Origin of the sequence: Rhodopseudomonas julia (genome assembly GCF_030813515.1) — a bacterium.
In the GTDB taxonomy this organism is placed as follows: Bacteria; Pseudomonadota; Alphaproteobacteria; order Rhizobiales; family Afifellaceae; genus Afifella; species Afifella julia.
In genome coordinates this window covers 1,335,377-1,359,692 of record NZ_JAUSUK010000001.1, presented here as the reverse complement: position 1 = coordinate 1,359,692, position 24,316 = coordinate 1,335,377, and the positions used below count along the sequence as shown (strand labels likewise).

Here is a 24,316-nt window from a genome sequence, read left to right as displayed (position 1 = left end):
CCACGTAATATGGGAAGCTTGCGCCACGACGTCGCGACAAATTCTAAAAGACAGTTAAAATTGCAGTGAATGGGGCGCCGGCACTCGACCTTAAAAGCCGCTGCCGCCGGAGAAGCTGCGTGGGGCTTCGTCGATCAGACGGGCGCCTGAGCCGGTGACTTCGTAGACGGCCAGCTGGCGCTGATTGGTGCCGTCCGATTTCAGGCGGAAGACGCCGTCCACGCCGTTGAAACCGTTGGCGTTGGTGAGAAGGCTCGCGGAGAACGCATCATCCGGATTCTGCCGCACCAGCCCGGCCGCCAGCACCGTGGCGTCGTAGGCGAGCGTTGCATTGCGTGGCGGCTCGGAGCCATAGGCGGCCCGGTAGCGCGCGGCAAATCCGTCGAAGGTGCGCCGCGTCGGCGCCGGGAACCAGCCGCCGGCGAGCGCACCGTTGTTGAGGACGGCCGGGTCGTTCCACTGTCCGCTGCCCAGAAGCTTGATATTGCTGCCGGCGGAGCCGAGCGCCTGCGAAATGAGGGCTGGGGCCTGGCCGGCGTCTGGAATGAAAAGCGCGTCGATGCGTGAGGAAATGGCAGCGATATCGGCCGTTTTTGCCCGGATGTCGGTGTCGTTGAGGTCGTAATGCTCGATCGCCACGACGCGTCCGCCCGCATTGGCGACCGCCTGGCGGAAGGCCGCGTCGGCGACGGTGCCATAGGCGTTGTTGGGCAGGAGCGCGGCAAAGGATTCCCGCCCTTCGCTCGCCGCATAGGAGACGATGCGTTCGGCATCGGAGCCCGGCAGGAAGCTCAGGAGATAGACCCCGGGCCCGGCGACGGCGGCGTCGGAGGAGAAGGCCACCATCGGCGCGTTGGCGCGGCGCGCCACGGGTGCAGCGGCGCTCACCGAGGAGGCAAAGAGCGGTCCGAGAACGATCTTGGTTCCCTCGGCGACAGCCTTTTCGGCGGCGGCCTGCGCACCGGCGGGTGTGCCGCCGGTGTCATAGACGATGAGCGAGATCGGCACATTGGGGAAATCGCTCATCGCCATCTCGGCGGAATTGCGGAAGGCCCGCGCGGCATTGCCGGCATTGCCTGTCGCCGTCAGCGGTAAAAGCATGGCGACCCGCGTGGTCCCGCTGCCGATGACCTCGCCGGTCGGAGCGGCCGGCCCCTGATTGACCGGCAGATTACCGCCGCCGTTCCCCGACATCGAGGTGCATCCCGCCAGAAACAGGAAAAGGAGAGTTGCTGAGACCCAGCCGAAGAGGCCACTCGGCATTGAAAAATTCCGCCTGAACACGTCGTCTCTCCCGCCCGGAATGGTTGCCAGGGCCCCTTTTGGATCCTAGGCATTCGTCATAAGCGGCGCGTGGCGCCGTCTCAAGGGCAGCCGCAGAGAATGGCCGGAGACAGAGATAGAATTTTCGTCATGCGGGGCCACGAAATGACGGCGCCGCATCTTGAGCCGGGCCTCTATGTCACGGCAACGCCGATCGGCCATCTCGGCGACATTACCATCCGGGCGCTGGAGGTTCTGGCCGCGGCCGATGTGATTGCGGCTGAAGATACGCGGGTGACCCGCAAACTCCTCTCGCGCTATGGCATCACCACCCGCCTCACCGCCTATCACGAGCACTCCCATCCCGATGTCGACGAGCGCCTCGTCAAACTGATGGCGGAGGGCGAGGCCGTTGCCCTCGTCACAGATGCCGGCACGCCGGTCGTCTCCGATCCCGGAACGCGGCTCGTCTCGCGTGCGGCTGGAGAAGGTATCGCCGTCCATCCCATTCCGGGAGCCTCGAGCCTGACCGCAGCCTTGAGCGTCGCCGGTATTTCCGCCGAGGCGACGCTCTTTCTCGGCTTCCTGCCGGCGAAGGAGAAAGCCCGCCGCGATACGCTTCAGGGGTTCGTTGACCTCCCCTTCGCCCTCGTCCTCCTAGAAGCGCCGCATCGGCTTCAAGCTTTCGCCCGCGACGCGGCAGAGATTCTCGGAGACCGGCCGGTCTGCCTGTGTCGGGAGATGACAAAGCTGCACGAGACTTTCCTGCGCGGCTCGCTCGCCGATCTTGCCGACGCGGCCGGCGGGCAGGACAAAGGCGAGATCGTCGTGATCGTCGGCCCCCCCGCGCCAAAGGAGGCGGGCGCAGGCTTCGATGAAGCAGATCTTGACCGCATGCTCGCCGAACGTCTCGGCACGATGGGGGTCAAGGATGCCGCCCGCGAGGTTGCCGAGGAAACGGGCCTGCCGCGCCGCGTGCTTTATCAGCGCGCGCTTTCGCTCGGCAAGGAGTGAGAGAGCGGGGCCTCCAATGAGCGAGAAGCGGCGCCGCGCCTACCGACAGGGCCACATGGCCGAAATGGCGGCGGCGCTCTTCTTGATGATGAAAGGGTACCGGATCCTCGCGCGCCGCTACCGCACATCGCTCGGCGAAATCGACCTCATTGTTCGTCGCGGCCGCACCATCGCTTTCGTCGAAGTGAAGCTTCGCGGTGAGAGAGAGGCCGCAGACTGGGCGCTCACCCCGCGCAGCGAAAGGCGCATCGGCGCCGCGGCCAGCGTTTGGATCTCCCGGCATCCGGCCGCCATGCAATTCACGCAGCGCTTCGATCTCGTCCTCGTCTCGCCCTTCCGTTTGCCCCGGCATCTTGCGGACGCCTTTCGCCCTCCCAATTGATTGCACCCGGCCCACTTGATTGCATCCGGCCACTCGATTGCATCCGGAACGAAGCGCGGCTAACGCAGAAGCCAGAAGAACGGAGAGACCAATGGCCCTTTCAGTCGCAGTGCAGATGGATCCGATCGCGCAGATCGACATTCGCGGCGATACGACCTTCGCGCTGATGCTGGAGGCGCAAAAGCGCGGCCACAGCCTCTTCTATTACGAGCCGCGGCATCTCTCGATGGAAGCCGGCCGCGTCTTTGCCCGCATGCGGGCGGTCAGCGTCGCCGACGAGGTCGGGCGGCACTATGAGCTGGACGAGGCGGAACAGCAGCTCGGACTTGAAGATTTCGACGTCGTCCTGATGCGCCAGGACCCGCCCTTCGACATGGCCTATATCTCGGCGACACATCTTTTGGAGCGGGTTCATCCGAAGACCCTCGTCGTCAACGATCCCGCCCATGTGCGCAACGCGCCGGAAAAACTCTTCGTCACCGAATTCTCTGATCTCATGCCGGAGACGCTGATTTCGCGCGACATTGCGGCGATCCGCGCCTTCCGTGAAGAACACCGCGACATCATCCTGAAGCCGCTCTACGGCAATGGCGGAGCGGCTGTCTTCCGCATCAGCGAGGGGGACGAAAACCTGTCCTCGTTGATCGAGCTCTTCGAGACGACCTTCCGCGAACCCTTCGTCGTGCAGCGCTATCTGCCGGAGATCCGCAAGGGCGACAAACGCATCATCATCGTTGATGGCGAGCCCGCCGGTGCGATCAACCGGATCCCGGCCGTGGGCGATGCGCGCTCCAACATGCATGTCGGCGGCAAAGCCGTTGCCGCCGAGCTTACCGATCGCGACCGCGAGATCTGCGCCCGCATCGGCCCGGAACTCAAGGCGCGCGGTTTCATCCTCGTCGGCATCGACGTGATCGGCGACGTGATGACGGAGATCAACGTCACCTCGCCGACCGGCATCCGCGAGCTCCAGCGTTTTTCGGATATCGACGCGGCCGCGATGGTGTGGGACGCAATCGAACAGCGCTGCAAGGGCTGACGGGCGGGGCAGAACCCCGCCCTCAAGGCCGGCTTAGTCGAGAAGCGAGACGGCCGACGGCGTCACCTCGCCGGCGACGAAGCCGTGGATGCGGGCGACGAAATCGTCGACCTTGCGCAACACCTTGCGCTGTTGCGAGGTGTCGGTGCGCAGGAAGAACGGGCAATAATTGGTCGTGCCGAAATCGTCGATGAGGACGAGGCGGCGGATTTGGCCGTCGACGTCTTCCTGGACGAGAACATTGCACAGCATGATTTTTCGTGTCGGGACGCGATAGGTGGCGAGATGCTCGCAAAACACCTCGACGGCCGCCTGACATTCCGGCGAATAGCCGTGGATCGTCAGATAGCTTTCGAGCGTGCGTGAGATCTCGCCGTCGCCGTCGCGAATGAGCTCCACCGAGAGCCCGAGCCCCAAACTCGTCGACACGAATCCGAACTGCCGCGCCACATGCGCAAAGGCGACCTCGCCGCGCCTTTGGCCGAGGCGACGCAGGATGTGCTCGTCCTGGCGGTTGTCATCGAAGCGCACGAGCGGACGCAGACGCTTCCATGCGGATTTCGCCCGGCGCTGGTCGGCGAGCGTGTAATCCGGTCGCCGTACCTTGATGCCGCGGTCTTTGCGGGCGGGATCGACAAAGCATAGCCGTCGTCCTCCGCGCGCAAACGGGATCGCCCGGCTCAGATCGACGGCAGCTGCCACCGAACGCCGGTCCGCTCTCGCATGCATTGTCTCCGGTCCGGCGATAAATGCCCAAACCGGCGCAAAAAAAGCCCTAAGGCGCGCGGAAGCGCGCCTTTTTTCAATCGAATCGCAGACCATGTGCCCCGGCCGCCTGTTCGCACCCGCAGCGTCGATCCGCCGCGAGTGTTATGTATCCTTCATAAAGTCCTCACAAACCGCACTTGCAAGGACCGGAACGGCGAGGGCGCAAAAATGTGACCGATGCGTTTCGGAATGTTCCCCTTGCGCAACAGGTGCGCCCCTCGGATCGCGTTCCGTTTTCGTTCTTGTCATTGTGTGAAAGCTGAGTCATCCTGCAATCAGAACGGGGGTGTGGGCGATGGTTTCTCGCGTTACGACAGTGGCGTTCCGTGGGGTCGAAGCGATCCCGGTCGATGTCCAGGTGCTGATCGCGCCGGGGCGCACGCTCTTCAACATTGTCGGTCTGCCCGACAAGGCGGTGGCGGAAAGCCGCGAACGCGTGCAGGCGGCGATTCATGCTTCGGGTCTTGCGCTTCCAGCCAAGCGCATCACCGTCAATCTCGCCCCGGCAGACCTTCCCAAAGAAGGCAGCCATTACGATCTGCCGATCGCGCTTGCGCTGATGGCGGCGATGGGCGCCATTCCGGCCGACGCAGTCGGTGATCATGTGGTGCTCGGGGAGCTCGGCCTCGACGGGCGCATCGAAGCGGTGGCGGGGGTGCTGCCGGCGGCGATTAGTGCCAATGCGCTGAAGAAGGGGCTCATTTGTCCCGCCGCTTGCGGCGGGGAGGCTGCCTGGGCGGGTGAAGAACTCGCTATTCTGGCGCCGAAGAGCCTGATCGCGCTCGCCAACCACATCGCCGGCAGTCAGGTCCTGTCACAGCCCAAGCCCGCGCTTCGCGCGGCGAGCGAGGTGCTGCCCGACCTCTCGGAGATCCGCGGCCAGGAGAGCGCCAAACGGGCGTTGGAGATTGCCGCGGCCGGCGGCCACAACATGCTGATGATCGGCCCGCCGGGCGCGGGCAAATCGATGCTGGCAAGCCGGCTACCGTCGGTCCTGCCGCCGCTTGCCCCGCGCGAACTCCTCGACGTGTCGATGATCTCCTCAATTGCCGGCACGCTCGCCGGCGGGCGGCTGTCGAGCCAGCGACCTTATCGGGCGCCGCATCATTCGGCCTCCATGGCGGCGATGGTCGGCGGCGGCATCAATGCGCGTCCGGGTGAGGTCTCCCTTGCCCATCACGGCGTGCTCTTCCTCGATGAATTGCCGGAGTTCACGCCGGCCGTGCTCGATTCGCTGCGCCAGCCGCTGGAGACCGGAGAAGCCGTCATTGCGCGGGCCAATCACCGTGTCACCTATCCGGCGGAGTTTCAGTTGATCGCGGCGATGAATCCATGCCGCTGCGGCATGGCGGGCGAGCCCGGCCATACCTGTCGCCGCGGCGCCCGCTGTGCTGCCGACTATCAGGCGCGACTATCAGGGCCTTTGATCGACCGCATCGATCTTCGCATCGAGGTGCCGGCACTCTCCGCCATCGATTTGATCGGGCCGGCCGAGGCGGAGCCGAGCGCGGCCGTGCGCGAACGTGTGGCAGCGGCGCGTGCAATGCAGGCTGAGCGCTACATCTCCCGCGGCCTCCCGGGCCTGCGCATCAACGCGCGGGCCGGCAGTCGCGTCGTGGAAGACGTCGCAGCTCCGGACGAGGCCGGTGCTCGCCTCATCCGCGATGCCGCAGAGGCGATGGGCTTGTCGGCGCGCGGCTATCACCGTGTTCTCAAGGTTGCGCGCACGCTCGCCGACCTCGATCAGGAGGAAAAGGTGCGCCGCATCCACGTGGCGGAGGCGTTAAGCTATCGTCAGAGCGCGTCTTTGCTGGCCGCGGCCGCATGATCGCGGCGCCCGCGGACAGGTCGGCGGAGGCTCCGCCCGGGGGGCTTGCTCGGTGGGCTTGCGAGCATCCTCCCGCCTTGTCTTGCAGGTCTTGGCTATCTCTCGCCCCGTCCTTGCCTGAACGGCATCTTTCCGCGCCACGCCACGTCTTTCCTCGCCACGGCGGGCGCAAACGGTCGGTCAGGCAGCTTTCTGCAGCGGATCTCGGCGAAGCGCCCGGCCGCTCTTGTCGAAAAGCTGCAGATCCTCGGCGTCGGCGGCGAGGCGTACGTTTTCTCCGCGCTCGATCGCGGCTTCCCCGGCAAGCTTTGCCACCACCGGATCGTCTTGGCGGCCGATATCGACGTAGACGAGCGTGACCTCGCCCAGAAGCTCGACAAGCGTCACCTCGCCCTCGATCAGAGCCTCTTCGCCGGCGCCAACCAGCCGGAGGCTTTCTGGGCGGACACCGAGATGGCCAGGGCCTTGTGAGACGGCGATGCCTTCGGGAAGCGACAAAGTGAGACCATTGCCGCCTTCGGGGACGACACGAAGCGCGTTTTGCGAGGTGTTGAAGGTGGCAGGCAGAATGTTCATCGCGGGCGAACCGATGAACTGCGCCACGAACAGATTGTCCGGCCGATGGTAGAGCTCGAGCGGCGTGCCGACCTGCTCCACCCGGCCCTTGTTCAAGACGACGATGCGGTCGGCGAGCGTCATCGCCTCCACCTGGTCGTGGGTGACATAGATCATCGTCGTGTCGGGCATCTTCTCGTGCAACCGGGCGATCTCGATGCGCGTCTGCACGCGCAGGGCCGCGTCGAGGTTCGACAAGGGCTCGTCGAAGAGGAAGACCGCCGGGTCACGGGTAATCGCGCGTCCGATCGCCACGCGCTGGCGCTGGCCGCCGGATAGCTCTTTCGGCAACCGGTCGAGATAGGGCTCGATTTGGAGAATGCGCGCCGCTTCGCGCACCCGCTTGTCCACCGCGTCGCGGCCCGAACCTTTGTCGAGGCGCAGCCCGAAGGCCATGTTGTCGTAAACGCTCATATGCGGATAGAGCGCGTAGGATTGGAAGACCATGGCGATGCCGCGCTCCTTCGGAGTGCGGTCGTTGACGGTTTCGCCGCCGATCTCAAGCGTGCCGCGCGTGATGTCTTCCAGCCCGGCGATCACACGCAAAAGCGTTGATTTGCCGCAACCGGATGGACCGACGAAGACGACGAATTCGCCATCCTTGATGTCGAGATTGATGCCCTCGAGCACCTTGACCTTGCCAAAGGCCTTATCGACCCCGCTCAGCCTGACATTGGCCATCGAAGCTCCTCCCATCTGACGACCGATCGCTTTTTCAGCGCCGGACCCAGCGGCCCGTCGCTGCAGCAATTGTCTGGGAAACGCACGATAGGGCGAGTGGCTGCAGCCCTGTTCGGCCAAAAGCTATCTTCGGCCGCAAAAACTGAGGAAGTCCTGTCCGGCTTTCGTCTCAGGCATCTGTCCGGCGCACCCGCACCACGACCTCGACGGCGGTGATTTCCATGCCCTCCGGGGGCTCGGGAACCTGCGTCAGGCTGACCGGCCCTTCGATGTCCATGAGCGAGTTTTCACCTTCCACGAAGAAATGGTGATGGTCGGACACATTGGTGTCGAAATAGGTCCGCGCCCCATCGACTGCGACTTCTCGCAGCAGCCCGGCTTCCGTGAACTGATGCAGGGTGTTGTAGATCGTCGCAAGCGAAACCGGCACGCGCATAGATTGCGCTTCCTCGTGCAGAAGCTCCGCAGAAATATGCCGATCGCCCTTCTTGAACAGCAAACCAGCCAGGGCCACTCGCTGTCTCGTCGGCCGCAGACCGGCACGGCGCAGCCAACGGGTCAGCTGCTCAGGCGAATTGTGGTTGTGTATAGCCGTCATGTCAGCTCGCTCTCGGCAGTCGAAGAGTTTATGGAACGCTGCCTTTAGCCCTATATGCGAATTTGTATCGTTCTGACAACTCTGACGCTGTGTCGCTGTTGCCGCGTGGCTCGGTTTCGCTACGCGGCGCGGTATGTTAGGTAGCGGGTTGTCGTTAAGGAACCCAAATGACCCGCCTCACAGAAAGACCAATGCAATGAATGAGCGGCGCAGCCATTTCGAGTATGAGGACCTCCTTGCTTGCGGGCGGGGAGAGCTTTTCGGGGAGGGCAACGCTCAATTGCCGCTGCCTCCGATGCTGATGTTCGACCGTATTTCGGAGATTGCTGACGAAGGTGGCGAATACGGCAAGGGGCGGATCCGTGCCGAGATGGAGGTACGTCCCGACCTCTGGTTCTTTCCCTGCCATTTCCATGGCGATCCGGTGATGCCGGGCTGCCTGGGTCTCGATGCCCTTTGGCAGCTTCTCGGCTTTTTCCTCGGCTGGCTCGGCGCCCCGGGCAAAGGGCGCGCGCTTTCAGTCGGCGAAGTGAAATTCTCCGGTATGGTTCTTCCGACCGTCAAACGACTGGAGTACGGAATAGAGCTGAAGCGCATCCTGCGCTCCAAACTCACGCTCGGCATCGCCGATGGCTGGCTGAAGGCCGACGGAGAAGTCATCTACCGCGCAAAAGATCTGAAGGTCGGGCTGTTCACAGCGAATCAGGCTGTCGCCACTGCGTAAGGCGCGTCGGGACCAGACTATCAAAGGGAGAAGGTGATGCGGCGGGTCGTCGTCACCGGTATGGGGATCGTATCCTCGATCGGCAACAATACGCAGGAGGTTTTGACCAGCCTGCGGGAAGCGCGCTCGGGTATCGTGTTCGCGCCGTCTTATGCCGAGCATGGCCTGCGCAGTCAGGTGCACGGCGCGCCGACGCTCGATGCCAGCGCGGTCGTCGACCGGCGCGCCATGCGTTTTCACGGCGGCGGCACGGCCTGGAATCACGTCGCCATGGAACAGGCGATTGAGGATTCGGGGCTCGAAAAGGGCGACATCTCCCACGAGCGGACCGGGATTATCATGGGCTCCGGCGGGCCGTCGACCCGCGCCATCATCGAGGCAGCGGACAAGACCCGCGAGGCAGGTTCCTCGCGAAAGGTCGGCCCCTTCGCCGTACCGAAGGCCATGTCGTCGACGGCGTCCGCAACGCTTGCGACCTGGTTCAAGATCAAGGGCATCAATTATTCGATCTCCTCGGCCTGCGCGACGTCCAACCATTGCATCGGCAATGCCTGCGAGCAGATTCAATACGGCAAGCAGGACGTGATGTTCGCCGGCGGCTGCGAGGAGCTCGACTGGACTTTGTCGGTGCTCTTTGACGGCATGGGCGCGCTTTCCACGAAGTACAACGACCGTCCGGCCATTGCCTCGCGTGCTTACGACAAGAACCGCGACGGTTTCGTCATCAGCGCCGGTGCGGGCGTTCTCGTGCTCGAGGAGCTTGAGCACGCCAAGGCGCGAGGCGCCAGGATCTATGCGGAGATTGTCGGCTACGGCGCCACCTCCGATGGTGTCGATATGGTCGCGCCGAGTGGCGAGGGGGCGATCCGCTGCATGCGTATGGCCCTTCAGAACGTCGGCGAGAAGATCGACTACATCAACCCGCACGCCACCTCGACGCCGGTCGGCGACCTCAAGGAGATCGAGGCGATCCGCGAGGTGTTCGGCTCAGGCGACGCATGTCCGCCGATCGCGGCGACAAAGTCACTGACCGGCCATTCGCAAGGCGCCACGGGGGTGCAGGAAGCGATCTACACGCTTCTCATGATGCAAAACGGTTTCATCTGCGAGAGTGCTCATATCGAGGAGATGGATCCCGCCTTCGCCGACATGCCGATTCTGCGCGAACGGCGCGACGGCGTGGAGATCAACACAGCCTTGTCGAATTCCTTCGGCTTTGGCGGCACCAATGCCACTTTGGTGTTTCAACGGCTCGGTTCCTGATGTCTCACATAAAAGGCCTGATGGAAGGCAAGCGCGGCCTCGTCATGGGTGTCGCCAATGATCATTCGATCGCCTGGGGCATCGCCAAGGCGGTTGCCGAACATGGCGGGGAGCTCGCTTTCACCTATCAGGGCGAACAGTTCGGCCGCCGTGTGAAACCGCTGGCCGAGAGCGTTGGCTCGACCCGCGTCTATCCTTGCGACGTCGAGGACGACGCCTCCATGGACGGCGTGTTCTCGAAGATCGCAGATGATTGGGGACGGCTCGACTTCCTCGTCCACGCCATCGCGTTTTCCAACCGCGCCGAGCTCAAGGGCCGTTTCGTGGATACCTCGCGCGACAATTTCGTGCGCACGATGGTGATCTCGTGTTTCTCCTTCACCGATATTATGCGCCGGGCTGCGCCGCTGATGTCGCCGGGCGCCTCGGCGCTCACCCTGACCTATGCGGGCTCCACCCGGGTCATGCCGAATTACAATGTCATGGGCGTCGCCAAGGCGGGGCTCGAGGCCTCGGTGCGCTATCTTGCGAGCGATTTTGGCACGGATGGCATTCGCGTGAATGCGATTTCGGCAGGCCCGGTGCGCACGCTCGCCGGCTCGGGCGTCTCCGATGCGCGGCTCATGTTCAACTATCAGCGGGCCAATTCGCCGCTGCGTCGAGCCGTGACGATCTCCGACGTGGGCGGTGCCGCGCTTTATCTGTTGAGCGATCTTTCGGCAGCGGTCACGGGCGAGATCCATTTTGTCGATTCCGGCTACAGCACCGTTTCCATGCCCCGTCTGGAGATGTTGAAGCGGGAAGAAGATATCATCGATGAGGAAGCGGCCTCGGAATAGGCTGCTTTTCGCACGAGAGATTTAGCCGGTTTGCCATTTCGCCGCGCCTCTATCCCCGTTTCCCACAACGTGTCTCGTCCTCCATTTACGCTTCTCTAAGCGCAGTGACCTAGCTTCCCGACGATCGGATGGCGCAGCCATCGCAGCGACGGGGATTGAGCATGCGTCTGATCGGCAAGAGGCTAGTCTCTCCGCTTCTTGCGGTCCTCATTGCCGTCAGCGTCGTCGTCGGCATGTTCCTTGTCGGCCACTACCAGATCCGTTCCGTTCTGAAGAACGAGGCGGCACTTGTCGCCACGGCCTGGTATGAGAGTGCGCGCCACGGCCGAAGCGGCCTGGACGGTCTCCTCGACGGGCGCTCCGAAGCGCTCAACGCACCGCTTTTGCGCTCCTTTGCGATCGATACACTGGCCGTCGGTGATCCGCAGGCGGGCATCGTGACAGTGGTCGGCGACGAAGGCCGCTCCGAAAAAGAGCTTCGGCCGATCCTGGAGACGGCGGGGAGCCACCCAGGGAACCCGCAGCGTTCGGTTCACGCTGTCGACGAATCCCTGTTTCTTTCGCCCTATTTTGCGACCTGGGTCGTTTTTCCGGTCACTCCCGAGGGGCGCCAGGTCGCCGTCCGCTTCGACCAGACATTTGAGGCGTCCCAGCTCCTGACGACGTTCAACCGCCAGCTCGTCTATCTGACCGGCATCGCCGTTGTGACGTTCTTCTCCTTCATGGCGGGCTACACCTACCGCACGCAGCAAATGCAGCGCGAGAAACAGGATCTCGTCTACCTCGCCATGCACGATGAGCTGACCGGGCTCGGCAATCGGAAGAAATTCGAACAGAGCCTGGGGGAGATGCTCGCCAAGGCTTCCGAAAAGAGCCACAAGATCGGCCTTCTGATCCTCGACCTGGACGGCTTCAAGAGCATCAACGATACGCTCGGTCATCCGGTCGGCGACAATCTCTTGCGCGCGACGGCGGAGCGTTTGAAGAACTCGCTGCGGGACGAAGATCTGCTTTGTCGGCTGTCCGGCGATGAATTTGCCGTCATCGTCCCTGTCGTCCCCGACAATCACGCTCTGCCGGCGCTCGCCGATCGCATGATCCGGTTGATCGAACAGCCGTTTCGCATCGAAGGCCACGAAATCACCATCGGCTGCTCGATCGGCATCACCGTCGGGCCGGACAATGGCGATACCGCCAAGACGCTGATCCGAAACGCCGATTTCGCTCTCTACCGGGCCAAGGCGGGAGGCAGGCAGACCTGGCGTTTCTTCGACCCGAAGATGGCAGAGGACCAGCGCTCGCGCGAAACCCTGGAAGACGGCTTGCGCTACGCCATCCAGAACGACCTCTTCACCCTCCTCTATCAGCCGCAATATGATCTGAAGAGCGGCGAGGTCGTCTGCTACGAGGCGCTTCTGCGCTGGAAGCTCACCAATGAGAATCTCGTCCCGACATCGATGTTCCTGTCGGTTGCCGAGGAGACGGGCCTGATCATCCCGATGGGCGAATGGGTGATCCGCCAGGTCGCCCGCGATTGTCGTGCCTTGCCCCCCGGTGTGCGCGTCGCGGTCAATCTCTCGGCCGCGCAGCTGCAGCGCGATGGCACGGAAACCTACATTGCCGAAGCCTTGGCGAACTCAGATATCGCGCCCAACCGGATCGAAATCGAGGTCAACGAAAGCATTCTCGGACGCGGAGAAGAGGCGGCCTTTTCGCGGCTTGAAAGGCTGCGCGAAGCCGGGGTCTCCCTCGTCCTCGACAATTTCGGCGTCGGAACCTCGAGTCTTGGCCTTCTCTCTCGCTATCCCTTCGACAAGATCAAGCTCGATCGTACGTTCCTGTCGCGTATCTCCGATCCGCAAAAGGCACGCGCAGTCGTGTCCGCCGTATGCCGCCTCGGCCAATCGCTCGGTATGGCGGTCGTGGGAGAGGGGGTTGAGAACGAGGCGCATCGTGATCTCCTGCGCGAGAGCGGTTGCAACCTCGCCCAGGGCTATTTCTTTGGCGCGCCCGTCACCGTCGAAGAGGTAATCGGGCAAGAGGCGCTCGCGACGGCCGCGCGCGGCCGCGGAGGTATGGACACGACTGCGGACACCGCTGCGGATGGCGTTGTGGGCGGGGCGGCCACTCCCGGGCCCGGCCCCACACGCGGCGGCGGGCGCAACATCCGGCTCGTCGCCAACGGCTGAACGATCTCGGGCTTTCTGAGTGCGCTGGAGGCTCGTCCGCCGGAAGGCGTGGTGAGGCCGAAAAGAAAAGGGCGCCTCGCGGGCGCCCTTTCCTGTTTTTCTCTGCCAGACCGATCAGGCGGCTTCCGGCTCGATCGGCTCGCCGGTCTCCTGGTCCACGACCTTCATGGACAGACGCACCTTGCCGCGCTCGTCGAAGCCCATGAGCTTCACATAGACCTCATCGCCTTCCTTGACGACGTCGGTCACCTTGGCGGGGCGGCCGTTGTTGAGCTGGGAAATATGCACCAGCCCGTCCTTGGAGCCGAAGAAGTTGACGAAGGCGCCGAAATCGACGGTCTTCACCACGGTGCCACGATAGATCGCACCCACTTCCGGGTCGTCCGTGATGGAGCGGATCCACTTGATGGCCGCGCGGATCGATTCGCCGTTCGGCGAAGCGACCTTGACAGTTCCATCGTCGGAGATATCGACCTTGGCACCGGTCTTCTCGACGATCTCGCGGATCACCTTGCCGCCGGAACCGATGACTTCGCGGATCTTGTCGACCGGGATCTTCAGGGTCTCGATGCGGGGCGCATATTCGCCGAGTTCCGGACGGGCCTGCGTCAACGCCTTCGACATCTCGCCGAGGATGTGCATGCGGCCGTCTTTTGCCTGGTCGAGCGCAACCTGCATGATCTCTTCGGTGATGCCCTGGATCTTGATGTCCATTTGCAGGGACGTGACGCCGTTGATCGTGCCGGCGACCTTGAAGTCCATGTCGCCGAGATGATCCTCGTCACCGAGGATATCGGTGAGGACAGCGAACTTCTCGTCTTCCTTGATGAGGCCCATGGCGATGCCCGCGACCGGGTTCTTCAGGGGCACACCGGCGTCCATCAGAGCGAGCGAAGTGCCGCAGACGGTTGCCATCGACGACGAGCCGTTTGATTCCGTGATCTCGGAGACCACGCGGAACGTGTACGGGAATTCGTGCGCCGGCGGCAGCATCGGATGGATGGCGCGCCAGGCGAGCTTGCCGTGACCGATCTCGCGACGGCCCGGCGAGCCGATGCGGCCCGTCTCACCGACCGAGAAGGGCGGGAAATTGTAATGCAGCATGAAGGCTTCCTTGTAGGTGCCTTCCAGGCTGTCGATCATCTGCTCGTCTTCGCCGGTGCCGAGCGTGGCGACCACGAGGGCCTGCGTCTCGCCGCGGGTGAACAGGGCCGAGCCATGCGTACGCGGAAGAATGCCGACTTCGGCCACGATCGGGCGGACCGTCTTTAGGTCGCGTCCGTCGATGCGTGCACCGTCGTCGAGAATGCGGCCGCGGACGATCTCGCTCTCGAGCTTCTTGAAGATGTCGCCGACGACCTGTTTCGTCGGAGCTTCGGGATTGGTCTCGTCGGTCAGCGCCTCGACGGCCTTCGCCTTGGCGGCATCGACGGCCCCCTTGCGCTCGGCCTTGTCGGCGATGAGATATGCTGCCTTCAGGTCTTCCGTGACGATGTCCCGGACCTGCGCAAGAAGCGCGCTTCGGTCCGCGACGTCATGGGCGCGCGGCGCCTTGGCGGAGCGCTCGGCAAGCTTGATGATCGCGTCGATGACGGGCTGGAAGCCCTTATGACCGAACATCACGGCACCGAGCATGGCGTCTTCTGGAAGCTCATCGGCCTCAGATTCGACCATCAGCACGGCATCGCCCGTGCCGGCGACGACGAGATCGAGGCGCGATTCCTTCACCTCGTCCACGGTCGGGTTGAGAACGTAGCTGCCGTTGATGTAGCCCACGCGCGCACCGCCGATCGGGCCCATGAAGGGAACGCCCGAAAGGGTGAGGGCTGCGGAAGCCGCCACCATGGCGACGATATCGGGATCGTTTTCAAGATCGTGCGACAGGACGGTCGCGATGACCTGGGTGTCGTTCTTGTAGCCCGGTGCGAAAAGCGGACGGATCGGCCGGTCGATGAGGCGCGAGGTCAGCGTCTCCTTCTCGGTCGGACGTCCCTCACGCTTGAAGAAGCCGCCCGGAATCCGGCCTGCCGCGTAGTACTTTTCCTGGTAGTTGACCGTCAGCGGGAAGAAGTCGAAGCCGGGCTTCGGTTCCTTTTCGGAGACGACGGTGGCGAGGACGGTGGTCTCGCCGTAAGTGGCGACGACGGCGCCGTCCGCCTGACGGGCGACCTTGCCCGTCTCGAGCCGGAGCGGACGCCCGGCCCATTCGATTTCAACTGTCTGGTGATCGAACATGATTGTTCTGCCTTTCGTATGGAGGCGAGAAGGACCATGCGCAAGATGGCGGGAAGGTCTTCGCTCCGGTCCCGGCAGCGAGACCATCCGGCGATCCTGCCATGGCCGTTCCAGCCTTGAACATCAAAGGGCAGCGGCGGCCTTTGCCGTCCGCTGCCCGTATTAGGCGCCTAGCGGCGCAGCCCGAGACGGGAAATGAGCGTCTGGTAACGCTCCGCGTCTTTGCGCTTCAGGTAATCAAGAAGCCGGCGCCTCTGCGAGACGAGCTTCAAAAGTCCACGCCGGGAATGGTTGTCCTTGGCGTGCGATTTGAAATGCTCCGTCAGGTTGGCGATACGCTCGGAGAGGATCGCGACCTGGACTTCCGGGGAGCCGGTATCGCCCGACTTCGTGGCGTATTCGTTGATGAGTTCTTGCTTGCGATCGGGTGTGATCGACATCGTCGTTCCTTTCGTTGGGTGATGCCATGGCCGGGATGTCGTCCAGCCAAGGCCGCAATACGGAAAGCCGCTCTCCTGCCGTTATGGCATTCCACGCAAGGCGGGCGGAACCGTTGGCCGCCATATACGGAACAATGCGGCTTTTTTAAAGTGCCGAGGCGGCTGCGGGGAGAATTGCCTTGCCACTTTCCTCGGTCGTGAACGCATAAGCGGGACGAAAATGGCGGCTGAAATGGCAAAGCTATGCGCGAAGCGGTCCCGCAGCCACTTCGCCGTGCAAAGCATATGGCGGCCTTGCCCGGCTACGTCGCCCGGCTACGTCGTTGCGAAGGGCTTGAAAATGCGCGCAGTTCCTGCGCCTTCGCGCCTCGTATCGGAGCCAATCCGCTCATACCATTGCCGCCTCGTTTGTGAGTTCACGACCTAGCTAACGCTTGGTACCTTACGCTTAGGGCAGCTCAGGGGTGGATTCCTGACAGGCGGCTTCTGGGTGGCGGAGCAGGGTGAGCCGCCATTCGGGTGGCTGCCGCACTTCGACTGCAACGCGCCCCAATGTCGGTCGTAGAGATCAGATCCATGGGTCGCCAATAGCAGTCGCTGCCGGCCATCACGCTAAAGGACATAGAGGCTTCGATCTCGACTGCACTGCTTTTGATCGGCGACATCCCACAGCCTCATGCGCACATCTCACGGCCACTTAGCCTAACGGCGCAAATTTCTTAACGTCCCCTGTGGTTCAGTTTGGAGGCGCATCGAAAATGGGGGCATTTCGCAATGAGCGCTGTGTGCAGGTCGGACAGTTGGGAGTCAGATTCCGACATGAGGGAACTGCAGAAACATTGTGCAGTCTCTCCACTGGAAAATGGAGAAAGCTGGCATGATTGATGAGGCCGAGCTGCGAGCCAGCTATCTGAATGGTCTATCGACGCTTCGCAGTCAGCGAGAACTCACTGGCCCCGCGGACGGCATGTATTGGCTTATGCCGTTTGCGATTGCCGTTGAACGGGCCGGTGGTGATTACAACCCGTCCCTTATCTGGCCGGACTATGCAGATTTGTCGGGTCGCGAACGCAAAGCCGCCGAGATGATACGAGCATCACTTTCAACGTCGCGAAAAGACCTAGTCGATTACGCGGGCTTCGGCAGCGCCCTTTATCAATTTGTCTATGCGCTCTTTTCCATAAACGAGAAGTGGAAGAAAGAGCGCCGCTATCGACAACTGCCGAGGTCCTTTCTGCAGCAACGAGAAACGAACATTCACCAAGCGATTTACGACTCGCCCACCTATTGCGCCGTCACGTTGGTCAACCTCATCAATAGATACAGAGTGGATGCCGACGGAAACCCGGTAGACGCGGATCCTGATGAACATCTACGTTGAGTGCTGGACACGCTGATGTTGCTCCGCGCGGCACACTCTGATTAGCGCCACGCCGATCAGAGATGACACGTAGTACAGGCCTACGAAGCGAGCGATTCTCATCCTTGGCATCATGTTGGCGCTTGCTGGATGTCGTGATTATTATAGCTGGCACCAGAAGCTGACATTGATCGTGGACACTCCGTCTGGCCCGGTCGGCGGTTCGACCGCAAGTAAGGTCGAAAGCTGGTATGGGCGGGTTTGGCTTGCCGCGACGATGGAGGGGTCCAAGCTCACCGGTGAAGCTGCCATTGTCGACCTCGGCCAGGGCAGATTGCTTCTGGTGCTTGTCGACGAGGAGATGAAATGGCGTCTCCAGCGGGCCGTCGCCGACGAGTTGCCAGCAGATAGCGAGGGTGGCGAACGGCTCGGGCTTGTTCAGACCTACAAGGGGACCGTTACCCTTGGCCGCAAGAACTATCCGCAACTGGCAACCTTTTCCGACCCTTCCAATCCCGCGAGCGGCAGAATGCTCGATCCATCAGCACTTGAGACCGTTTTCGGCTCCGGCTATGCGCTCAGGTCGACAACGATGGAGATCACCGACGAGCCAGTGACCACCGGACGAATAACCAGCCTATTCAGCTGGCTCCTAGAGCTTGAACACCCGGCGCGGATTCATTTCGCCGCCGGCGATATCGACGAGCGCGACGAGGCGGCCTTCCGAGACCGTATAGGCACTGCCACCGATCGGGGCATCGGCGCCGCGCAGGAAAGCGGCCTGACCATTTCTGAGCCGCATCGCGGCGTGATTGTCGATTCGGATCGAGGGAAGGTCGGTGAGCCCAGCCTCGACCGGGCGCAACAAGGCACCCGGCGTCTCGGCATTCGCCTCAAGCTCCGAATAGGGCACCATGTCGTCTTCACCGAAAGGTCCGACGACAAGCCGGCGAAGGGCAGAGACATGCGCAACGGTGCCAAGCTCTTCGGCCATGTCGCGTGCCAAGGCCCGCACATAGGTGCCCTTGCCGCATTCGGCATGGAAGATCGCATGATCGGCATCGGGGCATTCGACGAGATCGAGACGGTGCACGACGATCTCGCGCGGCTCGAGCTCGACCGTCTCGCCGTCGCGGGCAAGGTCGTAGGCTCGCTCGCCGGCGATCTTGACGGCCGAATAGCGCGGCGGCACCTGCGACAGCGTGCCAGTGAAATCGGGAATGAGGGCGCGGATGTCGTCTTCGCTGGGTCGCACGTCCGAGCGCTCGACGACCGGGCCCTCGCGATCGTCGGTTTCCGTCTTCTCGCCCCAGCGCACGGTGAATTCGTAAACCTTGCGCCCATCCATGACGAAAGCGACGGTTTTCGTCGCCTCGCCGAGAGCGATGGGCAGACAGCCGGAGGCGAGGGGATCGAGGGTTCCCGCATGGCCGGCCTTTTTCGCATCGAAAGCGCGTTTCACTTTGGCGACGGCTTCCGTCGAGGTCATGCCGACGGGTTTGTCGAGGACGAGCCAGCCGTCAACGTCGCGGCCTTTGTTGCGCCGACGGGACATGTCTAGCGGCCTTCCTCTTCATCGTCGTCATGGAGATCTTTTTGTACGTCCGGCGAGCGCAGCAATTCGTCGATGCGGGCATCGTCCTCAAAGCGCGTGTCGAGACGGAATTTGAGGTCCGGCATGGAGCGCATCTGACGAAGCGCCGGCGTGATCCGCCCGCGCAGAAAGCGTGCACTGCGGTTGAGCGCCGCCACGACGCCGTCGCCATCCTCGATGCCGAGGGGATGAACGAGAGCGGTCGCATGCTTGAGATCCGCTGACATGCGCACCTCGGAAATGCTGACGATCACGCCCTCGAGCGCTGGATCGTTGCTTTCGCCGCGCTGCAGAACTTCCGCAAGCGCGTGCCGGACAAGCTCGCCCACCCGCAGCTGACGCTGCGACGGGCCTGCAGACTGAGAACTTTCAAAACGGGACATGGTGTTCAAGGCAATGGCATTGATGGGTAGATCGGCGGAGGCAGGGACGCGCATCCCTGGCTCAAGGATTGGACCCTGCCTGGCTCCGTGCGCAATATCGCCCCCGGCGATGCCGGAGGCGAATTTCTGGAAACCCTGGCGAAGTGCTGACGCCTAAAGCGTCCGCGCCACTTCTTCCACGCGGTAGCACTCGATGATGTCGCCGACGCGCATATCCTCGTACTTCTCGAAGGCCATGCCGCACTCCTGGCCGCCCGGCACCTCGCGGACCTCGTCCTTGAAGCGCTTGAGCGTCGAAAGCCGGCCTTCGTGCACCACCACGTTGTCGCGGATGAGGCGCACACCGGCCCCACGCTCCACCTTGCCTTCGGTGACACGGCAACCGGCGACCTTGCCGACCTTGGTGATGTTGAACACCTCCAGGATCTCGGCATTGCCGATGAAGGTTTCGCGACGCTCGGGTGAAAGCATGCCCGACATCGCCGCTTTCACGTCATCAGTGAGGTCGTAGATGATGTTGTAGTAGCGGATCTCCACGCCATCGCGGGCCGCCGCTTCGCGGGCCTGCTTGTTGGCGCGCACGTTGAAGCCGAGGACCGCCGCATTGGAGGCCGCGGCAAGCGTGATGTCGGATTCGGTGATGCCACCGACGCCCGAATGCACGATGTCTGCTGCGACTTCGTCCGTGGAGATCTTGTCGAGAGCTCCGATAATCGCTTCGACCGAGCCCTGCACATCGCCCTTGATCACCAGCGGGAAGGTCTTGGTACCTTCCACCTGCAGCTGGTTCATCATCTGCTCGAGCGACCCGCGCTGACCCGTCTGACGAGCCACCGCCTTTTCGCGGCGCACGCGCTGACGATATTCGGAAATCTCCCGGGCACGGCCTTCGCTCTCGACGACGGCGACACGGTCGCCGGCCTCAGGCGTTCCCTGGAAACCGAGCACCTCGACGGCCCGAGACGGCCCGGCTTCTTTCACCTGGGCCCCGGTGTCGTCGATGAGCGCGCGCACACGTCCCCATTCAGAACCGGCCACAATGATATCACCCGAATGCAGCGTGCCACGCTGTACGAGCACGGTTGCCACCGGGCCGCGGCCACGATCGAGCTGCGCCTCGACGACGATGCCCTCCGCGCTGCGGTTCGGATTGGCCTTCAGGTCGAGAAGCTCCGATTGCAGCAGGATGGCTTCCAGAAGCCCGTCGAGATTGATCCGCTTCGTGGCTGACACCTCGACTTCGAGCGTGTCGCCGGACATCGATTCCGTGACCACCGAATGCTGCAGAAGGTCGGTCTTCACCCGCATCGGATCGGAATCGGGCTTATCGATCTTGTTGATCGCCACGATCATCGGCACGCCGGCGGCGCGCGCGTGATTGATGGCTTCGACCGTCTGCGGCATCACGCCGTCGTCGGCCGCCACGACAAGAACCACGATATCCGTCGCCTGGGCGCCGCGGGCCCGCATCGCGGTAAAGGCCGCGTGGCCCGGCGTATCGATGAAGGTGATCTTCTGACCGTTCTTCTCCACCTGGTAGGCGCCGATATGCTGGGTGATGCCACCCGCCTCGCCGGCGACGACCTTGGTCTCGCGGATCGCGTCGAGAAGCGAGGTCTTGCCGTGGTCGACATGGCCCATAATGGTGACGACCGGCGGCCTTGGCAGCCTGTCCTCCGGCGCATCCGGCTCGTCGAACAGACCTTCCTCAACGTCTGAGGCGGCGACACGGCGCACATTGTGCCCCATTTCTTCAGCCACGATCTGCGCGGTGTCGGCATCGAGAATGTCGGTGATCTTCACCATCGTCCCGGACTTCATCAGAAGCCGGATCACGTCGACGGCGCGTTCCGCCATGCGGTTGGCGAGATCCTGCACGGAAATCGCCTCCGGGATGACCACGTCGCGCATGATCTTCTCGTTGGAGGGTGAGAAGCCCGATTGCTGACGCTTCTCCTTCTCCCGCTTGCGGCGGATCGAAGCGAGCGAACGTTCGCGGTCGCCGTCCTCGAGCGCATTCGTCACGGTGAGGCGGCCACGGCGGCGATCGCCACCACCTGCCGTCTTTTTGGCCGGCTTTGCGACTTCCGGACGCTTCGGCCTCTGCACGGCGCGGATTTCCTTGGGCGCCTCGTCGGCACTGCCCGCGGCTCCGCCGGCGGCGGCTGGTGCCGCTTTTGCGGCCTTGGCCGTTGCGACCGGTGCCGAGCTCGCGGCAGCCGGCGCTGCGGCCTGTTCTCCGGCGCCCGGGGTCGGCTCGCGCTTGCCTGCGGCGTCTTCGCTGCGGCTGCGCGCTTCCGTCTCCGCGGCGCGGCGCTTGTCCTCTTCGGCCTGGCGGCGCGCGGCTTCTTCGCGCTCCTGAGCGAGGCGCTTTTCTTCCTCGGCCCGGCGCGCGGCTTCGATCTCGGCCTGGCGGCGCTCTTCCGCTTCGCGGACGCGGGCATCGGCCAGCGCCTGGGCGCGGGCGTCACGCTCGTCCTCGGTCAGGGATTTCAACACGAGGCCCGTGCGGCCGCGCTGCTGCTGTTCGCGCACCGGCGGCGTGGGCGGTGGCGGCGGAGCCTTGGCGGCCTGGGTCGGGCGCGTGGTGGTTTGGATCGGCGTTTCGGGCGCATCGGGACGATCGCCACCCCCGTGGCGGCGACGCTTCTTCTCCACCACGACTGCTTTCGATCGTCCGCCGGAGAAGCTTTGGCGCACCGTATCTGTGTCACGCCTCAAGGACAGCGTTTTACGGCCTCCTACGCGAAGCGTTTTGTCGCCTTTGCTTGTCGTCTCGCTCATGCCTATTCCCATTCATCGCCGGTCGGCGACGTCAATATCGTGTTCGCGCTCTGACGGCTGCTGACAGATCTCGTTGTCGAAGCGGAGATTGCGCAGCGCCGCGTCATGAAAACTTCGTCCCGCCGCGCCATCCAGCACGGCAGCATGTATCACATGTGGCCGCCCCAATGCCAAACCCAATTCGGCGGTCGTCAAATGGGCGACGAAAAGGGGCTCGTCTTTGCCGGTTGAGGCCAGACCTTGTCGCGCCGCGCCCGCCAGCTTGTTGCGCCCGTCAGCCGCCGCCTCGACGGCATGCACGAGGCAGATCGCCTCTCCGGAACGCAGGGCCGCTTCGACCTTGGCGAAGCCGCACACCACTTGCCGCGCTCTTGCTGCAAGTCCGAGACGGCCAAGAAGCTGGCTCTTCAGCAGCGAGGCGACCTGATCGCCGAGATCCTCGGCGACCTTTACCTTGGTCTTCAAAGCACGGTCGAAGACGCATTTGCGGCGGGCTTCTTCGATGACGGGTCGCCGCCCTTCGAGCCACATGCCGCGCCCGGGGAGGCGTGCTTTGAGGTCGGCGACGACGTCGCCCTCGGGAGATGTGACGAAGCGTATCAGCCTGTCCTCCGGCAGCACCTGCCGGGAGACTGCACACATTCGTCTCCTCCCTATTTTGGGGCCGGAGTGCTTTTCTGCAAGAGCTGGAGCCGCCTCGATCACGCTGATGCCGTCTCCTCCTCCTCGGCCTCGTCGCTCTCCTCTTCAGGCTGAGCGAGATCGGCTTCGGTGATGATGCCGGCATGAAGCCTGGCGCCCATGACCATTTCTTCCGCCTCTTCGCGCGACAGAGAGAAGTCGTCCAGGATGCCCGCAAAGCGCTTCGTCTCGCCGTCCTTGCGCTCGGTCCAGCCGACGAGATCGTCGACGGCGCAATAGGCGAGATCTTCCACGCTCTTCACGTCGTTTTTGCCGAACGCGACGAGCATGGCCGTCGTCACGCCGGTGATTTCCTTGAGCTCGTCGGCGACGCCGAGCTTCTTGCGCTCTTCGTCCTGTTCGCCTTCCAGAGCCTCCAGGTACTCGCGGGCGCGCATCTGCAATTCTTCCGCAGTGTCCTCGTCGAACCCTTCGATGGTGGCGAGTTCGTCGATTTCCACGAAGGCGATCTCTTCCACGTCCGCAAAGCCTTCCGAGGCGAGGAGCTGCGCCACCATCTCATCGACGTCGAGCGCATTCTGAAAGAGCTCGGTACGCTCCTGGAATTCCTTCTGACGGCGCTCGGATTCCTCGTCTTCCGTCAGGATATCGATATCCCATCCGGTGAGCTGCGAGGCGAGCCGCACATTCTGGCCGCGGCGGCCGATGGCGAGCGACAGCTGGTCTTCCGGCACCACGACCTCGATGCGTTCCGCATCTTCGTCGAGAACTACCTTGGAGACTTCCGCCGGCTGCAAGGCATTGACGATGAACGTCGCGGCGTCGGGCGACCAGGGAATGATGTCGATGCGCTCGCCCTGCAATTCGCCGACCACGGCCTGCACGCGCGAACCGCGCATGCCGACGCAGGCGCCGACCGGATCGATGGATGAATCGTTGGAGATGACGGCGATCTTTGCCCGCGAGCCCGGATCACGGGCCACCGAGCGGATCTCGATGATGCCGTCGTAGATTTCCGGCACTTCCATGGTGAAGAGCTTGGCCATGAACTGCGGATGCGTGCGCGACAGGAAGATCTGCGGGCCGCGCTGTTCGCGCCTCACATCGTAGACATAGGCGCGCACGCGGTCGCCATAACGAAACGTCTCGCGCGGGATGAGTTCGTCGCGGCGGATGATCGCCTCACCGCGCCCGAGATCGACGACGACATTGCCGTATTCGACGCGCTTGACCGTGCCGTTGACGATTTCGCCGATGCGGTCCTTGTAATCTTCGAACTGCCGGTCGCGCTCCGCGTCGCGCACCTTCTGCATGATGACCTGCTTGGCCGATTGCGCGGCGACGCGGCCATAATCGAGAGGCGGCAGAGGTTCGGAGATGAAGTCGCCGACCTGCGCGGCGGGGTTGCGACCGCGCGCATCTTCAAGCGCAATCTGGGTGGCGAAATCCTCAGGCGTCTCGACCACTTCCAGGAGACGCTGCAGTCGGATGTCGCCGGTCTTGGGATCGATCTCGGCGCGCACATCGGTTTCCGCGCCATAGCGCGATTTGGCCGCCTTCTGGATCGCGTCCTCCATTGCGGAGATGACGATCTGCCGGTCGATGCTCTTCTCCCGTGCGACCGCGTCGGCGATCTGCAGAAGTTCGAGCCTGTTTGCACTCACTGCCATTGGAC

The 24,316-nt window shown here is 63.3% G+C and carries 20 protein-coding genes; 9 read left to right on the top strand and 11 right to left on the bottom strand.

From position 1 onward, the window contains the following. Positions 1-90: 90 nt before the first annotated feature. Positions 91-1,263: a penicillin-binding protein activator gene (locus J2R99_RS06240; protein WP_307153582.1), complete on the bottom strand. Its 1,173-nt coding sequence runs from the start codon at positions 1,261-1,263 to the stop codon at positions 91-93. Positions 1,264-1,413: 150 nt separating this feature from the next. Here J2R99_RS06240 and rsmI point away from each other — a divergent pair, with 150 nt between their 5' ends. From rsmI to gshB, 3 genes are all read left to right on the top strand, one after another. Beyond that, positions 1,414-2,277, top strand: a complete 864-nt coding sequence (gene rsmI / locus J2R99_RS06235) for a 16S rRNA (cytidine(1402)-2'-O)-methyltransferase (protein WP_307153581.1) — start codon at positions 1,414-1,416, stop codon at positions 2,275-2,277. 16 nt (positions 2,278-2,293) lie between these two features. After that, on the top strand, positions 2,294-2,659 hold the full coding sequence (locus tag J2R99_RS06230) for a YraN family protein (protein WP_307153580.1): 366 nt from the start codon (positions 2,294-2,296) through the stop codon (positions 2,657-2,659). A gap of 91 nt (positions 2,660-2,750) precedes the next feature. Continuing rightward, positions 2,751-3,698: a glutathione synthase gene (gene gshB / locus J2R99_RS06225; RefSeq protein ID WP_307153579.1), complete on the top strand. Its 948-nt coding sequence runs from the start codon at positions 2,751-2,753 to the stop codon at positions 3,696-3,698. 33 nt (positions 3,699-3,731) lie between these two features. Here gshB and J2R99_RS06220 read toward each other — a convergent pair whose 3' ends face one another. After that, on the bottom strand, positions 3,732-4,427 hold the full coding sequence (locus J2R99_RS06220; protein ID WP_307153578.1) for a YrbL family protein: 696 nt from the start codon (positions 4,425-4,427) through the stop codon (positions 3,732-3,734). Between the two features lie 334 nt (positions 4,428-4,761). Between J2R99_RS06220 and J2R99_RS06215 the strand changes: the two genes are divergently transcribed. Continuing rightward, the gene (locus J2R99_RS06215) at positions 4,762-6,294 is read left to right on the top strand and encodes a YifB family Mg chelatase-like AAA ATPase (RefSeq protein WP_307153577.1); all 1,533 of its coding nucleotides are present in this window, start codon (positions 4,762-4,764) and stop codon (positions 6,292-6,294) included. A 180-nt stretch (positions 6,295-6,474) separates the two neighbouring features. Here the strand turns inward: J2R99_RS06215 and J2R99_RS06210 are convergent, their stop codons facing one another. Further along, positions 6,475-7,590, bottom strand: coding sequence for an ABC transporter ATP-binding protein (locus J2R99_RS06210; RefSeq protein ID WP_307153576.1), 1,116 nt, complete (start codon positions 7,588-7,590; stop codon positions 6,475-6,477). A gap of 169 nt (positions 7,591-7,759) precedes the next feature. After that, the gene (irrA, locus tag J2R99_RS06205) at positions 7,760-8,188 is read right to left on the bottom strand and encodes an iron response transcriptional regulator IrrA (protein ID WP_092811906.1); all 429 of its coding nucleotides are present in this window, start codon (positions 8,186-8,188) and stop codon (positions 7,760-7,762) included. A gap of 196 nt (positions 8,189-8,384) precedes the next feature. Between irrA and fabA the strand changes: the two genes are divergently transcribed. The 4 genes from fabA to J2R99_RS06185 all read left to right on the top strand — a co-directional run bounded on the left by fabA (position 8,385) and on the right by J2R99_RS06185 (position 13,203). Beyond that, positions 8,385-8,912: a 3-hydroxyacyl-[acyl-carrier-protein] dehydratase FabA gene (fabA, locus tag J2R99_RS06200; RefSeq protein ID WP_128290424.1), complete on the top strand. Its 528-nt coding sequence runs from the start codon at positions 8,385-8,387 to the stop codon at positions 8,910-8,912. A gap of 36 nt (positions 8,913-8,948) precedes the next feature. Further along, the gene (gene fabB, locus J2R99_RS06195; protein WP_307153575.1) at positions 8,949-10,175 is read left to right on the top strand and encodes a beta-ketoacyl-ACP synthase I; all 1,227 of its coding nucleotides are present in this window, start codon (positions 8,949-8,951) and stop codon (positions 10,173-10,175) included. Positions 10,176-10,183: 8 nt separating this feature from the next. Then, positions 10,184-11,014, top strand: a complete 831-nt coding sequence (gene fabI / locus J2R99_RS06190; RefSeq protein WP_307154166.1) for an enoyl-ACP reductase FabI — start codon at positions 10,184-10,186, stop codon at positions 11,012-11,014. A gap of 161 nt (positions 11,015-11,175) precedes the next feature. After that, on the top strand, positions 11,176-13,203 hold the full coding sequence (locus tag J2R99_RS06185) for a putative bifunctional diguanylate cyclase/phosphodiesterase (protein ID WP_307154165.1): 2,028 nt from the start codon (positions 11,176-11,178) through the stop codon (positions 13,201-13,203). Positions 13,204-13,317: 114 nt separating this feature from the next. On the opposite strand, the gene pnp is transcribed toward J2R99_RS06185, so the two are convergent. After that, complete coding sequence (pnp, locus tag J2R99_RS06180) at positions 13,318-15,438, bottom strand: polyribonucleotide nucleotidyltransferase (protein WP_307153574.1); 2,121 nt, start codon at positions 15,436-15,438, stop codon at positions 13,318-13,320. Positions 15,439-15,608: 170 nt separating this feature from the next. Further along, positions 15,609-15,878, bottom strand: coding sequence for a 30S ribosomal protein S15 (gene rpsO, locus J2R99_RS06175; protein WP_370872276.1), 270 nt, complete (start codon positions 15,876-15,878; stop codon positions 15,609-15,611). A gap of 877 nt (positions 15,879-16,755) precedes the next feature. On the opposite strand from rpsO, the gene J2R99_RS06170 reads away from it, so the two are divergent. Then, positions 16,756-17,259, top strand: coding sequence for a hypothetical protein (locus J2R99_RS06170; protein ID WP_307153573.1), 504 nt, complete (start codon positions 16,756-16,758; stop codon positions 17,257-17,259). Positions 17,260-17,890: 631 nt separating this feature from the next. Here J2R99_RS06170 and truB read toward each other — a convergent pair. The 5 genes from truB to nusA all read right to left on the bottom strand — a co-directional run bounded on the left by truB (position 17,891) and on the right by nusA (position 24,311). Then, a complete protein-coding gene (truB, locus tag J2R99_RS06165) occupies positions 17,891-18,793 on the bottom strand; it encodes a tRNA pseudouridine(55) synthase TruB (protein ID WP_307153572.1) in 903 nt (300 codons plus the stop codon). A gap of 2 nt (positions 18,794-18,795) precedes the next feature. Beyond that, the gene (gene rbfA, locus J2R99_RS06160; RefSeq protein WP_307154164.1) at positions 18,796-19,215 is read right to left on the bottom strand and encodes a 30S ribosome-binding factor RbfA; all 420 of its coding nucleotides are present in this window, start codon (positions 19,213-19,215) and stop codon (positions 18,796-18,798) included. A 153-nt stretch (positions 19,216-19,368) separates the two neighbouring features. Further along, the gene (infB, locus tag J2R99_RS06155; RefSeq protein ID WP_307153571.1) at positions 19,369-21,999 is read right to left on the bottom strand and encodes a translation initiation factor IF-2; all 2,631 of its coding nucleotides are present in this window, start codon (positions 21,997-21,999) and stop codon (positions 19,369-19,371) included. Positions 22,000-22,011: 12 nt separating this feature from the next. Continuing rightward, a complete protein-coding gene (locus J2R99_RS06150; RefSeq protein WP_307153570.1) occupies positions 22,012-22,704 on the bottom strand; it encodes an RNA-binding protein in 693 nt (230 codons plus the stop codon). Further along, on the bottom strand, positions 22,701-24,311 hold the full coding sequence (nusA, locus tag J2R99_RS06145) for a transcription termination factor NusA (RefSeq protein ID WP_307153569.1): 1,611 nt from the start codon (positions 24,309-24,311) through the stop codon (positions 22,701-22,703). Before nusA ends, J2R99_RS06150 begins: the two co-directional genes overlap by 4 nt. Between the last annotated feature and the right edge of the window lie 5 nt (positions 24,312-24,316).